The 16,981-nt window shown below is 39.4% G+C and carries 15 protein-coding genes and 1 pseudogene; 10 read left to right on the forward strand and 6 right to left on the reverse strand.

The annotated features are described in order from the left end of the window. The first annotated feature begins 42 nt into the window (after positions 1–42). From AOR04_RS19225 to AOR04_RS19235, 3 genes are all read left to right on the forward strand, one after another. Positions 43–921 (forward strand): MBL fold metallo-hydrolase, encoded by an 879-nt coding sequence (locus AOR04_RS19225; RefSeq protein ID WP_096794363.1) that lies wholly within the window; start codon positions 43–45, stop codon positions 919–921. Between the two features lie 40 nt (positions 922–961). Then, complete coding sequence (locus tag AOR04_RS19230) at positions 962–1,612, forward strand: DsbA family protein (RefSeq protein ID WP_096794364.1); 651 nt, start codon at positions 962–964, stop codon at positions 1,610–1,612. Positions 1,613–1,694: 82 nt separating this feature from the next. Beyond that, positions 1,695–2,084, forward strand: coding sequence for a nuclear transport factor 2 family protein (locus tag AOR04_RS19235; RefSeq protein WP_058553102.1), 390 nt, complete (start codon positions 1,695–1,697; stop codon positions 2,082–2,084). 45 nt (positions 2,085–2,129) lie between these two features. Here AOR04_RS19235 and AOR04_RS19240 read toward each other — a convergent pair whose 3' ends face one another. From AOR04_RS19240 to AOR04_RS19250, 3 genes are all read right to left on the reverse strand, one after another. Beyond that, a complete protein-coding gene (locus AOR04_RS19240) occupies positions 2,130–3,077 on the reverse strand; it encodes a carbohydrate kinase family protein (protein WP_096794365.1) in 948 nt (315 codons plus the stop codon). 322 nt (positions 3,078–3,399) lie between these two features. Then, positions 3,400–5,790 carry a TonB-dependent siderophore receptor gene (locus AOR04_RS19245; protein ID WP_008139277.1) on the reverse strand — a complete coding sequence of 797 codons (2,391 nt, stop codon included), beginning with the start codon at positions 5,788–5,790 and terminating at the stop codon, positions 3,400–3,402. A 167-nt stretch (positions 5,791–5,957) separates the two neighbouring features. After that, the gene (locus AOR04_RS19250) at positions 5,958–7,187 is read right to left on the reverse strand and encodes an MFS transporter (RefSeq protein WP_007378862.1); all 1,230 of its coding nucleotides are present in this window, start codon (positions 7,185–7,187) and stop codon (positions 5,958–5,960) included. A 175-nt stretch (positions 7,188–7,362) separates the two neighbouring features. On the opposite strand from AOR04_RS19250, the gene gtfA reads away from it, so the two are divergent. After that, the gene (gene gtfA, locus AOR04_RS19255) at positions 7,363–8,835 is read left to right on the forward strand and encodes a sucrose phosphorylase (protein WP_096794366.1); all 1,473 of its coding nucleotides are present in this window, start codon (positions 7,363–7,365) and stop codon (positions 8,833–8,835) included. Positions 8,836–8,930: 95 nt separating this feature from the next. On the opposite strand, the gene AOR04_RS19260 is transcribed toward gtfA, so the two are convergent. Both AOR04_RS19260 and AOR04_RS19265 read right to left on the reverse strand, forming a co-directional pair. Then, entirely contained in the window at positions 8,931–9,962 is a 1,032-nt protein-coding gene (locus tag AOR04_RS19260) for a LacI family DNA-binding transcriptional regulator (RefSeq protein WP_096794367.1), read from the reverse strand. Between the two features lie 82 nt (positions 9,963–10,044). Continuing rightward, the gene (locus AOR04_RS19265) at positions 10,045–10,938 is read right to left on the reverse strand and encodes an AraC family transcriptional regulator (protein WP_096794368.1); all 894 of its coding nucleotides are present in this window, start codon (positions 10,936–10,938) and stop codon (positions 10,045–10,047) included. Between the two features lie 162 nt (positions 10,939–11,100). Between AOR04_RS19265 and exaC the strand changes: the two genes are divergently transcribed. The 6 genes and pseudogenes from exaC (at position 11,101) to AOR04_RS19300 (ending at position 15,344) form a co-directional block, all read left to right on the forward strand. After that, positions 11,101–12,621, forward strand: a complete 1,521-nt coding sequence (gene exaC / locus AOR04_RS19270) for an acetaldehyde dehydrogenase ExaC (RefSeq protein ID WP_096794369.1) — start codon at positions 11,101–11,103, stop codon at positions 12,619–12,621. A gap of 350 nt (positions 12,622–12,971) precedes the next feature. Beyond that, positions 12,972–13,349 carry a hypothetical protein gene (locus AOR04_RS19275; RefSeq protein ID WP_033028505.1) on the forward strand — a complete coding sequence of 126 codons (378 nt, stop codon included), beginning with the start codon at positions 12,972–12,974 and terminating at the stop codon, positions 13,347–13,349. Continuing rightward, positions 13,346–13,579, forward strand: a complete 234-nt coding sequence (locus AOR04_RS19280) for a hypothetical protein (RefSeq protein WP_007379016.1) — start codon at positions 13,346–13,348, stop codon at positions 13,577–13,579. The genes AOR04_RS19275 and AOR04_RS19280 overlap by 4 nt, the downstream gene beginning before the upstream one ends. A 289-nt stretch (positions 13,580–13,868) precedes the next feature. Continuing rightward, positions 13,869–13,991 (forward strand): annotated as a pseudogene (locus tag AOR04_RS21930) (transposase); the annotation flags it as partial. A 226-nt stretch (positions 13,992–14,217) separates the two neighbouring features. Next, complete coding sequence (locus AOR04_RS19295; RefSeq protein WP_096794370.1) at positions 14,218–14,583, forward strand: cupin domain-containing protein; 366 nt, start codon at positions 14,218–14,220, stop codon at positions 14,581–14,583. 125 nt (positions 14,584–14,708) lie between these two features. Further along, on the forward strand, positions 14,709–15,344 hold the full coding sequence (locus AOR04_RS19300) for a DUF6058 family natural product biosynthesis protein (protein ID WP_096794371.1): 636 nt from the start codon (positions 14,709–14,711) through the stop codon (positions 15,342–15,344). Positions 15,345–15,743: 399 nt separating this feature from the next. On the opposite strand, the gene AOR04_RS19305 is transcribed toward AOR04_RS19300, so the two are convergent. Continuing rightward, entirely contained in the window at positions 15,744–16,898 is a 1,155-nt protein-coding gene (locus tag AOR04_RS19305) for an IS110 family transposase (RefSeq protein WP_096794372.1), read from the reverse strand. Positions 16,899–16,981: the final 83 nt, after the last annotated feature.

The raw sequence follows: 16,981 nt of genomic DNA on the forward strand, positions 1-16,981 counted from the left end.
CAATAGCCTCATCTTAACGAAATAACAAACAGGCTACTGAGAATGAAAAAAGTTAAACACGTATTAGCAGCAACAGCTTTATTAGCAAGTACATTAATGCAACCGGTATTAGCGCAAAGTGAATTAGTTGTGGATGTATATAACCCACAAGACAAAAGTATTTTTGCTGTCTCATCAAGCATTATAAGTGGTAATAACGAAGTGTTATTAGTGGATGCCCAATTTCAGCGTAATGATGCACAAGCATTGGTTGAAAAAATAAAAGCGAGCGGTAAAACATTAACAGCTGTTTATATTAGTCACAGCGACCCTGATTTTTACTTTGGTTTAGATGTAATTAAAGCTGCTTTTCCAAAAGCAAAGTTATTAGCGACTAAATCAACAGTAGAGAATATTAAACGCTCAATGCAAGGAAAGTTAAATTATTGGGGGCCTATTTTAAAGAGCAATGCACCTAAAGAACTTATTTTGCCAGAAGTAATACTATCAAATACCCTAACTATAGATGGGAAAGAAATTATTATTAAAAATTTACAGCATGATCCAAAGCATACTTACCTTTGGATCCCTTCTATAAAAACAGTGCTGGGTGGGGTTGTAGTATTTGATCAAATGCATGTGTGGTTGGCTGATTCGAGCACTGCCGCAGAGCGTCAAACTTGGCAGTCAACATTAGATAACATTGAGAATTTAAAACCACAGACTGTTATTCCAGGTCACTTTTTACAGGGCAGTAAACAAGACCTTTCTGGTGTGTCATTCATGAAAGGGTACTTAAATAAAGCGGATAGCGCTGCAAAAAATGCAAAAAACTCAACTGAATTTGTAGAGTTCATGACTCAAGCCTACCCTGATTTAGGTGCAAGAAGCATTTTAGAGTTGGGCTCAAAAGTGGTTATGGGTGAGATGCAATGGCACTAAGCGCCCTTGCGTTAAGCAATTATTTAGATAGGAAATATTAATGAAAAACGTAACGTTACATATAATTGTTGACCCTTTATGTGGTTGGACTTATGGCAGTGTGCCCTTGATCACCGCTGCTGAAAATATTGATGGTTTAATTGTAAAAGTACACAGTGGAGGCATGCTAACAGGTGATAATGTAAAATCAGTGACTCCTGCATGGCGTGAATTTGCACTTAAAAACGACAGTGTCATAGCGAAGAAAACAGGTCAGGTATTTGGTAGTAACTATACCGATGGGCTTTTAAAAACCAACGATATTATACTCAACTCGGCTCCGGCTATTACCGCTATATTGGCAGCGCAAGAGCTTGGTATATCAGGTGGGAAAATGCTTAATAGTATTCAACATGCTTATTATGCTCAGGGTAAAAACATTATGCAGCTGCATGTACTGGCTGATATTGCATTGGAGCTGGGTTTAAACAAGGCCGTATTTGAAACCCACTTTAATGCGCTAGAAGGCGATGCAACAGATCAACACATAGCACAAAGCCGCGGCTTATTACACGATATTCATGGGCAAGGTTTTCCTAGTGCAGCATTTAAATTTGACACAGGTAAGTGGCAAAAAGCTGATATAGCCCATTATTATGGAAAAACTGAGCAGTGGGTTACCTACTTACAGCAATCAGTTGCGCTAGTATAGTGTGATGAAATTTCTAAATAATAAAGCTGTTTATATTACAGCTTTATTGAGCTTCCTTTTTATAATGCAAGGGTGTGTGAAAATGAGCAACATAGACATAATTAAAAGTACGTATGAAGGCAAAACATCACAAGAGAATGGGCAAAATTTAGTTGCTCATGCAAGTGATACTATTACTTGGAAAGAGGCTGACGGTTTTGCCTATGCTGGTACTTACCATGGTATGAATGATATTACTGAACATGTTTTTCAAAAGCTTGCAAGCGAGTGGTATAACTATACGTTTACGCCACAAAACTACTTATCCCAAGATGATACTGTTGTAGTGTATGGCACGTATTCTGGTACTTATATTAAAACGGGTAAAAAAATGCAAGCTAGGGTCGCGCATATTTGGCAGCTTAAAAATCAAAAAATAACGCACTTTGAACAAATAGTGGATAGTAAAATGGTGTTTGATGCTATGCAGTAACTACGCGTTACTGCATATATTTGAACTTAAAAAACATTAGGTCTATTAAATTACATCAGCCAGTACAGGTAATGCCGGAAATGCCCCTTTAGCTAAACAGGCTTTTGAGCCGCATTTTAGGCCAAAGTTGAGGGCGCGTTTTACTATTTTCTCATCATTTATTTTAGTAGTAAGTAATACATCTTCATTGTTATGGTTTAGATAATATAAAACACCAGCAATAAAAGCATCGCCTGCGCTTGTTGTATCAACTGCTGTAATAATTGGTGCCGCTTCACTTAGCGTGAACTCATTATGATAAACCGTAGCAGGCTCAGGACCATCTGTTAAAAATACTACGCTAACACCAACATCTAAAAGTGATTGTAAATAATCCTCGGGTAGCTGCTTTGTTTGTTCTGCTAAAAAGTTTAACTCATCACGAGAGAGTTTAACTATGTCGCAATACTCATAGCAAGCACGTACATTTGCTTCAATATCATCTATGCTTTGCCATAAGCTGTAGCGTAAATTTACATCAAAGCTTACTAATTTATTGTTACTTTTAGCAAGCTGCAAAGCGCTAAATGTAGTTTGCGCAATTGCGTTATTGGTAAGCGTGTTTGAACAAAAGTGTAGGGTACTTAGTTTTTCCCATTGAATTTGCGCCAAGTGATCACTCGTTAAAAGTAAATCGGCCGTATTTTGGCGATAAAAATTAAAACTGCGCTCGCCTGTATCATCAAGGCTAACTATTACCATTGCAGTTTGCGAGCCCATAACTGTAAATAAGTAGTCAGTGCTTACATTGTATTGTGTAAGTGCTTTAGCAAGTTGCTTGGCAAAGTAGTCATCGCCCATGCCACCACAAAAAGCAGCTTTACCACCTAACTTTGCATAGCCTACGGCTACATTAGCAGGTGCGCCGCCTGCAATAGGTAAATAAGCGCTGTTTTGAGAGTCTTGCGGCAGCATATCAATCAGTAGTTCGCCGAGGCTAAGTAGTTGGGTCATATTGTAAATCCTAAAAAACCTAGCAAGGCTAGGTTAAAGTCAGTGGGAGAATTACTAAATAACCTGAACTCTGGATAATAAATCTATCTCGAGCAGCTATTTTCAGCGCTAACTGCGTTGAATTTATATGTAATAGGCTAGCTATTGACGCGTAAATTCGCCTTGTTTTCACAGAAAATATCTGGCTAGAGAAAATAAATTTAAATATCACCATGATTCAATACGTTAGTAAATATCTTAACCAGAGTTCAGGTTAAATAAGTTTGGTTAGTTATAAAGCGCTGAAAAAAAATCGTTTCAGCGCTTACACACTAGAACTCTATTAGTTAAACGCGTATTTAAGCGTTAAAGATGTTGTACGGCCATTAATAGCACGAGCACGGATAATGTTGTTTTCAGGTACTGAACCTTCCTCCGCTTCTGTAATACCTACTGTATCGAAGAGGTTATTTACATTAAGGGCAATGTTAAGGTTTTCAGATAAGTCATAACTTACAAAGCCATTTACTTGTGTGTAACCGTCAAGTTTAAGGTCGTTATTATCTTGTGCATATGCATCGGTAGTACCAATAAAGCTAAGGCCAGCAGAGCCTTGCTCATAGTTATAACGTGCCATTAATGAATAAATTAAATCAGCTTGACGACGCGGTGTATTACCTACTACCTCAGGAGCAAGTGCGTCTTTGGCTATTTCTGCGTCGGTCCAGGTTAAATTACCACGGAAATCCCATGCATCTATAAAGTAAGTGGATTCTATTTCGATCCCTTTTGCTTCGTATTCACGGTCAAAAAATGTTTGTGATGTTGCTTCAAAGTTTTGCTCTTCAGTTTCGGCAAAAAACGCAGTAGCAAACACTGATAATGAATCAAAGCGCTTTTTAACACCAAACTCAAATTGGTTCACTTCATCAACTGCGTCTTCTTTTGCAACAGAGCCGTCGGCGCGTACTTTACCAAATAAAAGTCGGTCGGCGTTTGCTCGCCCGCCCTTACTTATACGTGCAAACGTGGCAAGGCTTGGGTCAATTTGGTAATTAGCACCAATTGAATAAGACGAATAGTTCCAGTCATAGTTTACTGGACTTGCGTTTGCAGTATCAATTCCAGCAACATTTTGTTCCGGCACAGAGATCACACCGTCGCGGTTCATATCTACTGTTGAAGTCACTGCACCTGCGTATGTTCCGCGAGCTTCACCGCTATCGTAGCGAGCACTTGCATCAATACTGACATCACCTAGCTTAGTCGAAAATGCTACGTAAGGGGCGCGAGTATCGTATTCTGTATCGTAATCACGTTGACAACAGTTACCAAATGCACTGTAAGCGTATAAACCGTTTTCAGATAACTCAGTGCCATCGGCACCTGTTACATTTAATAATGCAGCATTGTCACCCTTGAGCTCCATTACGTAAGAGTTCCATAACCACGACATAGCAATGTTTTGCGTAGATGCATAGTAACCAAATGTAAGGCTGGTATCATCGTCGAACGATTTAGTTAATTTAAAGTCATTAACTATAGAGCCGAAGTCATTCATTGTGACATCAAATGTCACCATCTTCATTGCTAAACCATCGTTAAACGCTTCACCGGTGTTCGCGTTACTCAAGGTTGCACCTGCGCCACCAATGCTTTCAGCTATTGATGTTGCACTACCGACTTGTTCTGTGAAAGGTGAATTAAAGTTACCGCTAATTGATGACTTACGGAAACGGTTTTCAATACGCCAATCGTTATCTAGATCAAATACAGCTTCAAAACCAACAGAGTCAACCTTTGGATTCATACCATCACGTATATCGCCGCTGCTAATTTGGTTTTCACCATTTAAGCGTACTGTTTTAGTAAATAACGCTGAGTGAGGGGTGTCTGATTGCGCATCAAAGCCAGCAATAGAGTCACCATTTGAGTACATTGGCATAGGAAGGTAGCCAACACTCTTATCGTCTAAGTGTTTGTAATAAAGGCGAACGTAGCCATTTTCAAAATCTTTTGTAAGGTTAGCTTTAATTTGGCCACCTTTATTAGACGTGTAACCTGTTTCGCGCGGGCCTTCGCCTTGTCGAACAAAACCACCAACATGAAAACGCACGCTATCGGTTAAGTAAGTGCCGTATTCAAAGTCTGTACGAACGCTGTCGTAATCTAAGCCTAGTGTTGTAGACACACTGCCAGATTCGTTTTCGCCATTTTTAGAGATAAAGTTAATAATGCCACCAGGTGCATTACTTGCTGCAGTAGATGCTGAGCCACCACGAATCGATTCAATTGTTTGCACCGTATTATCTAATCGCATAAAAATATCAGAATTACCAAAAGCGATGTCACCGTATTGCATTACAGGTAACCCATCTTCTTGTAATTGTAGAAATTTAGCACCGCCTGATGCTACAGGTAAACCACGAACAGCAATATTTGCATTACCTTCACCACCGGTAGATTCTGCACGAATACCCGGAATAATTCTAAACGCTTCTGCTGTTGAGCGAGGGGTAGACACTTGAACTTGTTCAAGTGATACGCTACTAACTGATACACTAGAAGCCATGATTGTTGTTCGACGTGGTACGCCGGTTACAACAATTGTTTCAAGACCTTTGTTTTGTGACGCTTCTGGTTTTGCTTGATCTGTTTCTTGTGCGTGAACGCCTTGGCTTACGGCAAGTGCTAAAGCACTGATTAAATATAAAGGTGTATTGTGTGTTGTCATGTGAACGCCTCGTTGTGTTGAGCCCGATGGGTTTGTTATTTTTACTTAATCGATTAAGTAAAAATAACAAATATTTTACAATAAGCAAATTATTTTATTATTAATTTGTTATTTATTTACCCATCTGTTGTTTTTTATAGTGTTTTTTATTGTATTAAAATACAAATTTACTCTGTAATTGGGTTACTTTCTGTTAAAGCACTTGCTGATGGGTCACGGCTATAATTAAATAACATAGCTAAAAACAGAATAACTGCAAAGCCTGTTGCTAAGTAAAATCCATAGCGTACATGGCCAAAGTAGTCGCTGATCATACCCATAAACAATGGGGCTAAGGCAGCTGATAAAGCAGTAAAAAAGAGTATAACGCCTGCTACAGCACCGTGTTGCTGCACTGCAAAACACGATATACCTTTGGAATTTAAAGTTGGGTAAACCATTGACATAAATAAACCCGAAAGCGGTAATAACACGACAGCCCAATCAACGCCTCCAAATAACGTACCTACATAGCACAATGCAATGCCAAAGCTTAAATAAGCCATAACACCTTGCCAGCTATAACGGTTTAATAACCATACCGCGATAAAGCGACCTGCTGCACGTAGTACAAAAAATATGGTTAGTGCATAGGTTGCAAGGAGTGGCCAAGAACCAGTGTAGTCTTTTAAAAGCGTAGGCATCCATACGTATATAGCAACTTCAGTAGCTACATAAAGTGCGATAGCTAGCGAAAAACCAAGGGCATACGGGTTTTTAATCATTTTCATGGTGGTTGCCAAAGAGGCTGGCTTTTCAGTTGTTTTAACAACGCTAGGGTAGTCGGCACGCCAAGCTAAAAAAGCAAGCACTAAACACATAACTCCTGCAATAATATACAGGTATGTCCAACTTACGTTTTGCACGAGTAATATTCCAACCAGCGCAGGTCCTACAATGGCACCAATGCCAAAGAAACCCTCAACCTTATTCATTGTTTTAGTGTGGTCCTCGTTACTATGTGAAATATCACCAAGTAAGGCAAGTGCACCAGTTTTAAATAAACCAATCGCTAAGCCTATACAGCAAAGGAGTACTAAAAAGAATGCAAAGCTGGTGCTAAAGGCGAATAAAAAACAACTCGCTGAAAATATTAATAAACCTAGCATAATAGTTTTTTTACGCCCAAGGCTATCGGCTAAAAAGCCTAAAAACAATCCACTAAAGGCAATGAGTGCCATAGGCGCGTAATGAAATGCACTGGCTTGGGTCATACTCAGCCCAAACTCAGTAATGAGTTCAGGGATGATCATACCTACTGCGTCAGAGGTCATGGCAAACATAAAAAACATCATGTATGTAAGCCAACGTATTTGTTGCAACGGATCGTTGCTTACGTGTGTGTGTGATTTTGTCATGTATTTTTCCTCGTTAAATGCTCTGTTAACACCCAGTAAGTCAATCAGTTACTTATTGTAGTATCATGTGAGCCACGATTTTTGTATGTAAAATTTTTAAAAATTACTTGTAAATTCTTACTCGCTAGTTAAAGATATATCTTAATCGATTAAGTTTCAACATGGTATTCACACAATGATGAAGAATAAAGTTCAATTGATCACATACGCTGATCGAATCACTGGCCAAAATATAGGCGCGCTAACCACACTTTTAAACGGCCCTTTAAAAGGCGTATTTGGTGGTGTGCACTTATTGCCATTTTACAACCCTATTGATGGCAGCGATGCTGGCTTTGACCCTATTGATCATAGTGAAGTTGATTCTAGAATAGGCACTTGGGAAGACATACAAGTATTAGGTAAAGATCTCGACTTAATGGCAGACCTAATTGTTAACCATGTATCGGCGCAGTCTTTTCAGTTTCAAGATGTAATAGCTAAAGGTAAGCAATCAGAATTTTGGGATTTGTTTTTAACCAAAGATGATGTATTTCCAAATGGTATGAGCGAAGCTGAGCAAAAAGCTATTTACCGTCCGCGTCCAGGTAGTTGCTTTACCCCAATGAAGTGTGGTGATGGTAAAACGTATGATTTTTGGACCACATTTACCGATAACCAAATTGACATAAACGTAAAAGTAGCAGCGGGTGTTGCGTATTTAAATAACGTACTTACTAAATTTTCGGCTAACAATGTAAATATTATTCGTTTAGATGCGGCGGGTTACGCCATTAAGCAAGCTGGCACTAACTGTTTTATGCTTGATGAAACGTTTGGCTACCTAGATAACTTATCTAAGCAAGCAAACGATTTAGGCATGGAAACCATTGCAGAAATACATAGCCATTATCAAACTCAGGTAGAAGTGGCAAAACGCGTAAATATGGTTTACGACTTTGCGTTACCACCACTTATTTTACACAGCTTATTTAACAACGATGTAGATGCACTGCTCAAATGGTTACAAATTTCGCCACGTAATTGCTTAACTGTACTTGATACACACGACGGTATTGGCATTATTGACGCAGGTCCAATGGGCGACAAACCAGGGCTATTAAATGCACAGCAGATTGATAACCTAGTCGAAACAATGCACGCCAACAGCAACAATCAAAGCCGCCAAGCTACGGGCGCTGCGGCGAGTAATGTCGACTTATATCAAGTTAACTGTACGTACTACAACGCATTAGGCGCTAAAGACTTTGATTACTTATTGTCGCGTGCAATTCAATTTTTTGCTCCAGGTGTACCACAAGTGTATTACGGCGGCCTATTTGCTTGCGAAAACGACATGGAATTACTGACAAATACAAATGTAGGCCGTGATATTAACCGCCCATATTTAGATGCAAATATAATCGACAAAGCCTTAAATAAGCCTGTAGTAAAAGGTTTAATTGAATTAATTAAAATTCGCAATTCACACCCTGCATTTGCAGGTGAGTTTAGTGCGCAAGGTGAAGGCAGTATGTGTTGTTTATCGTGGCAACTAGATGAGCAAACTATTTCACTCACTGTTGATTTTAAATTACGCCATGCACTTATTACGCAAGTGAACGGCGATGAAGAAACAACGATTAACTTAAATTCATTTTTAGCTTAATGTTATAAAAGTAATTTACCAACGCCATGTAAAGCAAAAGCCAAGCTTAAGTAGCTTGGCTTTTTAACACATAAAACTATTACAAGGTTTGTAAGCTAACTACTCGCACCAATCTCTAATTCGTAACTGACTTCCCGAGTTTTTTCTTCTTTAGAAATAAATAATTCAGCGGCTATAACGCCTTTTTCTTGGCTGTTTTGATGAATGGTGGTGAGGCGAGGTACAAACCGGGCTGCTTCATCAATACCATCAAAGCCCACAATACGCAGTTCTTCACCTATCTTTATGCCTTGTTTTATTGCTTCTCGCATTGTGGCAAGGGCAATTAAATCACTCATACAAATAATAACATTAGGGCGAGGGGAGGCACTGAGCACTTCTTTTGCGGCAATATTTGCAAAACGCTCGCTACTTTCAGGAATGTTCCAAATACGATCGTCAGCCACCGTAATATTTGCCTCGCTTAAAGCGCGTTGGTACCCGCGTAAACGTTGATGCGAAATAGATTGTCCGGTTTCAAATTCGTGATGCTCATACACGCGGCATAATACGTTTTCATCAAGTAGCCTAAGCCCTAATATAGCCACTTTATCGCTTTGATTATGCAGTACGTGTTTAGCAATTTCGTAACTTGCTTGCTCGTTATTAATATTTACAGAGGCATTGCGAGCAATATCAAAATCAATTGTCACTACATGTTTAGACACTGTTTTTAACTGCTCAACTAACGCGTTATTACGAGGGCGGCCATAACAAATAAAGCCATCTACCAAGTCGACCACGTTGTTAAGGTTATCGCTATTACCTGAAAACAATAAAACATTAATGCCGTTTTTTTCAAGCACCGAGGTAACACCGCGCATAAAGCTGCTAGCAACGGGGTCAGACACCATGTATTCCACACTGTCGGGCAGCACTAAAGCAACAATATTAAATGTGCCATTACGCAACGATTGCGCGGCCTTATTAGGGCCATAATAACCAAGCTCTTTACATGCATTAAGTATGGCTTCACGGCGTTTGGCAGAGAGTTGATCTGGGCGATTAAACGCGTTAGAAACCGTCGCATTAGACACGCCTAATTCTTTAGCGATACTTTTTAGGGTCCAGCGGATTGGTTTGCTCATTAATTATTTTTAGCCATTAAACAGGGTATTAATAAATTAACATATTCAGCGAGTTAGCAAAGTAAAAAATGAGATTTTAGGGCTAATGTCGGCACTCTTTAGGGGCAATGCCAAAGGTTTGTTTAAATAAACGGCTAAAATGACTCGCACTATTAAATCCAACATCAAAACAAACTTTACTAATTGCATGACCTTGTAGCAATTGAGTGCGCGCTTTTTTTAGTCTTAGCTGTTGTTGCCAAAGGGCTGGGCTAGTACCAAATGTGAGTTTAAATTGCTGATAAAATTTACTGCGGCTCATGCAGGCTATTTTGCATAAGGTATTTATGTCGAGCGTTTCATTTAAATGTTCTTCAATATAAAGCAGGGCATCACTAACGTTTGTTTTAAGGTGTGGTTTATCGCAGTTAGCCAGTAATAACTCACGGCTTTGTTGTTGTAATAAACGGGTGATCAATTCATTTAACGACAAGTCAATCAAGTAATGGCGTTGGGCACCTTGTTCGCTAAATAAATGCACAATACGCTCTAATAATTGCTGCGTTTGAATATTGTGTTGGGTGTGCACTAACTGCGGTACATATTCAAACAAGCTATCGTGTGCAAAGTTTTGCTGCATGTTAAGCGCATTAGCCACGCTCGTTATTTTGTCGGTGCTAATTTCAATGGCTAAACAGGTAGTAGGAGTGCTCATTGATGCTTGTGGAAAATCAATTAATACGCCTTGCTCTGGCGCTAATACAAACGACTCGTGTGGTAAAAATGCTTTATGGTATTGGCTGCTTTCTACGTGCATTACCTTTTTGCCGCTAAGCATTGCACAAAACAGTAACTCGTTTGAGTGCAGTGCCACCTTTTGCGCACTTTGATACGTGTCGTAAATACTCAGCTCACTGTTATCGGCCGCAAACGTGACTTTATTTTCAATTAATACATCAAGTTGTTGGCGTTTTTTGTTTAACTGAGATGTGTGCATATCAATCCTTTAGGTTTTTATTAATGTGGACTCACAGACAATTTTTGTGGACAGCTAATCAAGTTTTTAGGCGCTTGTTAGTTTAATGTCGATTAAATATAAAGCATTTTGATTTATATAAATGTTCGACCTTTAGCTAACAACAATAAAGAGAGCACACACATGATATATGCAAATCCAGGCAGCGACGGCGCACTTTTAAACTTTAAACAACAATACGGTAATTACATTGGCGGAGAGTGGGTAAAGCCAGTGAATGGCCAATACTTTGATAATATAAGCCCAGTAAACGGTAAAGTGTTTTGCCAAATACCGCGCTCAGATAAAGACGACATAGAGCTGGCACTCGATAAAGCGCATGCAGTGCGAGCGCAGTGGGGCACAACGTCGGTGACCGACCGAAGTAACATACTGCTAAAAATAGCCGATCGAATTGAGCAAAACCTAGAGTTACTTGCCGTAGCCGAAACATGGGATAACGGTAAAGCAATTCGTGAAACACTCGCTGCTGACATTCCGCTAGCGGCTGATCACTTTCGCTACTTTGCAGGGTGCCTGCGATCGCAAGACGGCACAATAGGCGAAATAGACGAAACCACCGTTGCATATCATTTTCACGAACCGTTAGGTGTGGTTGGGCAAATTATTCCGTGGAACTTCCCTATTTTAATGGCTGCCTGGAAACTCGCGCCAGCACTTGCTGCAGGTAACTGCGTAATTTTAAAACCGGCTGAGCAAACCCCAGCTTCTATTTTAGTGTTAATGGAAATTATTGGCGATTTACTTCCCGCAGGCGTACTTAATATTGTAAATGGATTTGGTAAAGAAGCAGGTGAAGCACTGGCCACCAGTAAACGAATCGCTAAAATTGCATTTACAGGTTCAACGCCTGTAGGTTCACATATTTTGAAATGCGCTGCTGAAAATATTATTCCCTCTACGGTCGAGCTCGGTGGTAAATCACCTAATATATTTTTTAATGATGTAATGGAAAAAGACGATGCGTTTTTATCCAAAGCTATTGAAGGCGCCGTGCTTGCTTATTTTAATCAAGGCGAGGTGTGTACGTGCCCATCAAGGCTGTTTATTCAAGAAGATATTTACGAGCAGTTTATTGAAAAAATACTCGAACGTACCTTAAAAATTAAACGCGGAAACCCACTCGACAGCGAAACTATGGTTGGCGCACAAGCCTCAAAAGCACAGTTTGATAAAATACTCAGCTACATTGAAATAGGTAAAAAAGAAGGTGCAGAAGTGCTCACTGGCGGAAACGTAGAGCAACTAAGTGGCGATTTAAACGGTGGTTACTACATACAACCTACGTTATTAAAGGGCACAAATGACATGCGTGTGTTCCAAGAAGAAATTTTTGGCCCTGTTATTTCTATGTCGACCTTTAAAGATGAAGCCGAAGCACTCGAGCTTGCCAACAGCTCTGAGTTTGGTTTAGGCGCCGGTGTATGGAGCAGAAACATGAACCGTGCTTATCGCATGGGTCGTAAAATTGAAGCAGGGCGAGTGTGGACCAACTGCTATCACATGTACCCAGCACATGCTGCATTCGGTGGTTATAAAAAATCAGGAATAGGGCGCGAAACGCACAAACTGGCACTTGATCACTACCAACAAACTAAAAATTTATTAGTGAGCTACAGCGAAGATCCGCTTGGCTTCTTTTAAAAAATTTTAATACAACAATCACTCAGTAATGAGCGCTGCATATTTGCGGCGCTTTTTCATTTTAAGGGGTCCATTGCACCACTTACTGCTTGTTGTAATACATAAATAGGATACTAATTGAATTAAAATGTTGAAACTTCAGGGCTTTAAATAATTCATTAACTGCGTTAAAAAAGTGATTTAATAATATGAGTTTTATAAAAAGCTGATTCATAGTTAGCTAGTTGTTTACATAAGATTATTTGATGGCTAAGATAAATACATCGTAATTTATGAAACTTTACGGTCTATAAAACGATAAAGGCCTCAGAGAGAGTAACTAACTTTTTGTCAACGATATGGAGATCATTATGTACCCAAAAGAATTTTACATCCTACCCGAAGAGCTTTTCCGCCTCGGAAATGCTTCAAGTCCTCGTCTATCGAATGTTCGAGCTCGTGATGTTGATGTTACAACCGTAAATGGAATTAAGGTTATTATCGCAAACGGAAAAGGGATCAGCGTTTTCGATATAGAAGGTATCAACAATGCACCAATGACTGGTTGGGTTTGGAGGTTTCCACCGAATACCCAGCCGCCTCATGGATTGAAGATGGTTCAGGATAAGCCACACCATTACTGTATTTCGCCCACTCGGAATATGCCGGTTGACAAGTTCAAGGGACTTCTTGAGGAAATGGCCCTAAAAGCATCTCGAGTATTTAAGAAAGAAGGAAAGATTGTATGAGTCAGTTCAAGCTTGAACTTGCAGGATCAGAGCTAAAATACGTGCTAGAGGGTCTCATAGCACTTGAACAAGAAATGGCAAAAATATGTGAAACGTCAGATGACTCAGATGAGATTGCTGATGTAGGCAATGATTTGATTGAGCTGCGCTTGTTACTAAATCCTTTGAAGGAGAGAGCCATCAGTCAGTTCGGAGATAGTATAACTGATTTTTCGCGGGATGAGTTATAAGTTAAAAAGTAAGTTTGGTGTCAATACCTAATTTTAAACCAATTTAGGGTTCCAGATGACACCATCTCTCACCATTAAATTCATGATCGCTACCAGCTTTCGTATGAACGCAATGATAAATAAATCACAAAGCACAATAAGCAACACACCCACCCTACGCAAAAAGCTGAGCAATGTAGACAAAATGAAAGTAAAAATAGACTGCCCAATAGGGCGACGACAGCTGTTTATTAAAGAATGGCAAGCGATTTTGCTGTATTGAACCGGCTTTTCTTTAGGTTAAAAGTGCAATATTATCGTCAACAAAGGCATGAATAAATTGACCTTACGGGGTCAAACGAAAGTGAATGCGCAATGGCAACTGTATTGCCTAGTTCATAATATAGAAAAGCTGCAAAACACGATGCATTAAGAAGGGGAAGCCCTTTTAACCTAAATTAAAGCTACTCAACCACCCGTAATCCCGTCCAAAACGTCAATTAAAACAATATCAAACATTTCTTTATATTCTGCGTAAAAACACAGTAATTAATTGAACCAAAATAGGAACTCAGCTATGGTTAATACATTAATAAAAACAAATAAAAAACGAGTTAATCTACAGGCTCGTTAGCAGTACATAAATGTATGGAGTAAGAATGAAGTTTGATGCTATAAATTTTAAAGATAAGTTCTCGAAATTTACTGAACACTGGTCTCCGCGTGTTGTTGCAGAAATGAATGACTATCAATTTAAGTTAGTAAAAGTTGAAGGCGAATTTGTTTGGCATGATCATCCTGATACAGATGAAATATTCATCGTTTTGGAAGGTATCCTTAATATAGAATTCCGTGACGGCATCGTAACCCTAAATTCGGGTGAAATGTTTGTAATTCCAAAAGGTGTAGAACATAAACCTGTTGCTAACAGTGAATGTAAGATTATGATTGTTGAACCTAAAGGAGTCGTTAATACTGGTGATTCAGGTAGCGAGCTGACGGCTGAAAATGATATTTGGGTGTAAAGTACAGCTAACAAGTCAATAAATTAAGATTCGCTAAACATGTCATGCCATTTGCGGAGCAAATCGCCCGCCACATTTGGCTCACTTATTATTGAGGCGTTAGCTTTTATGGAGATTCAAAGTCTGTGGAATTAATCAAATATCTAAATGAGCACTTTTTTACTAAGCAAGAGTTGCTTGATATTTCAAAAGTTACAGAGCGTGATCTAGTAAAATATCAAGAAAATGGAATGATGCCTAAGTGCTCTTATAAGTTAAGTTTAAATTTGAAAAGTGACTCGTTTTTCGGTTTACACAATGATGAACAGGAAATTGAATATTATGCTAAAGGCTACGCATCTTGGTTAGCCATAATACAATCATTAAATTCAACGGAGGCTATTTATTCCGTATTTGCAAGCCGTTATCAATTAGCAATTGAAAACCTTAAACAGCAAGGTCATTCTTCAAGCAATCCTAAGATAGCTTCAGAATTTAATACTCATATTAAGGAAGAGTGGAGCCATTTTTTAAATGGAATATATGGATTGTGTACTAAATCAGGCTTACCAGAAGATATTGCAGCTAAAGAGTTCTCAATCCTTGAAATTAATGAACTTTCAGAGATTGGTGAATTGTCTACGGAACAAACTAATAAACTCACTATAGCTGTTAATCTCTTAGACTCTGCTAGTTCATTGTTTGCACCACACGAAAGGTTAAAAAGTTCACGGCATCGTTTGGTAAATGAAATTCGTCGTAAATATAAGCTGAAAAGCTAACAAGCAAATAAACTAGGACTTAAAACAGTTTGTTGTTTTTCGTCCCTCAAAATTTTAACAAACAATTTTAAGCCTGTTATTTGGGCGTTGGTATGACTCCCACTGTCAAGTTAAACGCACTGATCCCTGCCTAACTTTTTTAAGCCATAATTACTTTAGCTCGAATTAGAGCGAGTTAATACATAGGATGAAGCAAGTAATGTCGTCGGTTATCTTGCTGATATTCGTTGGTTATTACTATTTCTAGTAACAGAGCAGACCTTACTTATTTCGTCGTGGCACCTGTCTTCAGTCTATGTTCGTGGTTCAATGAAGCGTTAGCTACATTGCCATCCTAACGCCGTCGGTGGTTGTGCCACTCCCGATGCTTGATCCTATGCATTAACTCTAATTCGTTTATCATGCAGGTACTCTTGCCAATCTAAGTTTTGTATTTACTGGCGTTAGCACCACTTCTTTTGCAATTGCCCATATGTATGCAATCATTTCTCGAGCAATGGCGGTGACAACCAGGTTGTAATGTTTCCCTTTGGCTATCATTTTTTTATAGCGCTTGCAGAGCCTAAGTTGTGCTTTCCACGCAATATCAATAATGTCCTTTGGTAAACCCTCTTGTCGTTTTTGCATATCTGTCGATATATTTGCCGCATACCGATAAGTGTGTGCGCCTTCAACGAGAAGGCGCCTCGCTCGGCCGTTTCCGCATTTTGTGATGGCGCCAATATGGCGTTTGCCACCACTCGAGTGCTCACTAGGTACAAGACCAAGATAACTCATTAATTTGCGGGGGTGGTCGAAGCGCGATAAATCGCCAAGCTCAGCAACAACGCCGGTGGCGACCAACAAACGAACGCCACGCATAGCTTGTATTGCTTTTACTACAGGATAATAACGCCACTGGTGAACATGGTGTGTTAGTTCATTGTCTAGCCGTTCAAGTCGGCTTATTCGTTCATTAATTGTGTGTAAAAACTCTTGTAAGACGATGTGCTGCGCGGGATGTGGCAACACAAGCTCAGTGAGCCAACGTAAATGTTTTTGTGACCAATTTGCAGTGCCTCTGTAATTAATATTATTGCGAAGCAGCAGTGCCTTTAATTGATATTTAGCATCTTTTAAATCCTTCATTGCCACTTCGCGTGCGCGAGATAAATCACGTACGGCTTCATCTTCAGGCTCGGGAACATAAATAGGTGTTAAATCTTCAGATTTAAGTAATTTAGCGAGCTTAAGGGCATCACGTTTATCGGTTTTAATCTTCTCACCTGGCTTTTTGGGAATAAGAGAGGGTGCAACCACATAACAGCAATGGCCGAGACTGGTAATTAATCTGTAAATCCAATGACCACATGGGCCAGCTTCATAAACAAAATGAAGTGTTGCGCCAGGGTATTTGGATTCAAACTGACGAACAAGCTTTTGAACAGCCACTTTGGAAGACGAAACTCGGCCAAGATGAACGGGTTTCGCACCTCTATGTTCTTCAATATAGGCGACTTCATTGAATTCTTTATGTGTATCAAGACCGATAAAAAGTATGCTATGTTTATTCATGTTAGCCTCTGCTGTTTAGTTAATTGACAAACTAATTATGGCTCTGGCTTTGAATTAAGCTAACCCACGAAAAGCGGAGGCTA

It is taken from the genome of Pseudoalteromonas sp. 1_2015MBL_MicDiv (assembly GCF_002407505.1).
Lineage (GTDB): Bacteria > Pseudomonadota > Gammaproteobacteria > Enterobacterales > Alteromonadaceae > Pseudoalteromonas > Pseudoalteromonas fuliginea.

Coding starts and splice junctions, on each gene's coding strand:
- AOR04_RS19240 (WP_096794365.1), bottom strand. CDS start 3,077: ATGACCCAACTACTTAGCCTCGGCGAACTACTGATTGATATGCTGCCG.
- AOR04_RS19275 (WP_033028505.1), top strand. CDS start 12,972: ATGTACCCAAAAGAATTTTACATCCTACCCGAAGAGCTTTTCCGCCTC.
- AOR04_RS19280 (WP_007379016.1), top strand. CDS start 13,346: ATGAGTCAGTTCAAGCTTGAACTTGCAGGATCAGAGCTAAAATACGTG.
- AOR04_RS19245 (WP_008139277.1), bottom strand. CDS start 5,790: ATGACAACACACAATACACCTTTATATTTAATCAGTGCTTTAGCACTT.
- gtfA (WP_096794366.1), top strand. CDS start 7,363: ATGATGAAGAATAAAGTTCAATTGATCACATACGCTGATCGAATCACT.
- AOR04_RS19230 (WP_096794364.1), top strand. CDS start 962: ATGAAAAACGTAACGTTACATATAATTGTTGACCCTTTATGTGGTTGG.
- AOR04_RS19295 (WP_096794370.1), top strand. CDS start 14,218: ATGAAGTTTGATGCTATAAATTTTAAAGATAAGTTCTCGAAATTTACT.
- AOR04_RS19260 (WP_096794367.1), bottom strand. CDS start 9,962: ATGAGCAAACCAATCCGCTGGACCCTAAAAAGTATCGCTAAAGAATTA.
- AOR04_RS19305 (WP_096794372.1), bottom strand. CDS start 16,898: ATGAATAAACATAGCATACTTTTTATCGGTCTTGATACACATAAAGAA.
- exaC (WP_096794369.1), top strand. CDS start 11,101: ATGATATATGCAAATCCAGGCAGCGACGGCGCACTTTTAAACTTTAAA.
- AOR04_RS19265 (WP_096794368.1), bottom strand. CDS start 10,938: ATGCACACATCTCAGTTAAACAAAAAACGCCAACAACTTGATGTATTA.
- AOR04_RS19225 (WP_096794363.1), top strand. CDS start 43: ATGAAAAAAGTTAAACACGTATTAGCAGCAACAGCTTTATTAGCAAGT.
- AOR04_RS19250 (WP_007378862.1), bottom strand. CDS start 7,187: ATGACAAAATCACACACACACGTAAGCAACGATCCGTTGCAACAAATA.
- AOR04_RS19235 (WP_058553102.1), top strand. CDS start 1,695: ATGAGCAACATAGACATAATTAAAAGTACGTATGAAGGCAAAACATCA.